2 protein-coding genes are annotated in these 1,025 nt (G+C 29.1%); both read right to left on the bottom strand.

Going from position 1 to position 1,025, the window contains the following annotated elements:
• Positions 1 to 481 (bottom strand): hypothetical protein (locus AJ939_RS07285; protein WP_070276491.1); only part of this gene is annotated, 481 nt, incomplete at its 3' end.
• A 51-nt stretch (positions 482 to 532) separates the two neighbouring features.
• A partial coding sequence (locus AJ939_RS07280) for a hypothetical protein (protein ID WP_070276493.1) occupies positions 533 to 1,025 on the bottom strand: 493 nt, incomplete at its 5' end.

The raw sequence follows: 1,025 nt of genomic DNA, 5'->3' as shown, positions 1-1,025 counted from the left end.
CATTATATATTTCTCCTTCAAATTCTTCATCCCCATCAAACTCAATACTTTTCCATTCTATAATTTTTGCTTTAGCATTAGTGATAAAAGAAATGTATTTATCTCTTTGTTTATCGTGTTTGATACCTGCACATAAAGGTTTAAGTGCTTCATCATACCAAATCACTTCTAGATTTTCTTCTTGGATGATTCTTAGTGCTACTTCTTTTCTATTTTGCATTGAATAGTCTTCATTTACGCTAAAATATTTTTGTTTATAATTCATCTGCAACATTTTATCAATGGCTTCTTTTTCACTATCAAAAGAATACTCAAATTCAACACCGCCCCTTTCTCCAATATAAACAGCTTCATATTTATTGTTATTAGGATTAAACCAAATTGTAAAATGATATTCTCCTGCTGTATAATCATAATCACGCCAAGTTACATAGATTAACTTTTCTTCTTCTATAATTAATTCTGCTTGTTCTCTTGTCATTTTCTATCCTTTATTATGGTATTTGTTTGATAAAACCTAACCTTGAAACATTTACACAAAGCTAATTCTATTTTGTTTAATCATTCTGGCACGATTGATAAGAGCATAAAGGGCTAGAAATTCATCGTTAATTATTCTTTCAAAAGTTTCACTGTATCTATCCCCATCAAATTCAATACTTTTCCATTCTATAAGCTCTGCTTTAGCATTAGTGATAAAAGAAATATATTTATCTCTTTGTTTATCATGTTTGATACCTGCACATAAAGGTTTAAGTGCTTCATCATACCAAATCACTTCTAGATTTTCTTCTTTGATGATTCTTAGTGCTACTTCTTTTGTTAGATATTCTTTGATGTCTTTGATATCATGATATTTATGCCAATAATTTTCTTGCAACATTTTATCAATGGCTTCTTTTTCACTATCAAAAGAATACTCAAATTCAACACCGCCCCTTTCTCCAATATAAACAGCTTCGTATTTATTATTATCAGAATCAAACCACATAGTAAGATGGTATTCTCCTGAATGTTTATAAGAA

The sequence above is a fragment of the Campylobacter sp. BCW_6889 genome (assembly GCF_001762535.1).
GTDB classification, from domain to species: domain Bacteria; phylum Campylobacterota; class Campylobacteria; order Campylobacterales; family Campylobacteraceae; genus Campylobacter_D; species Campylobacter_D jejuni.
This window is presented reverse-complemented; position numbering and strand designations above follow the sequence as displayed.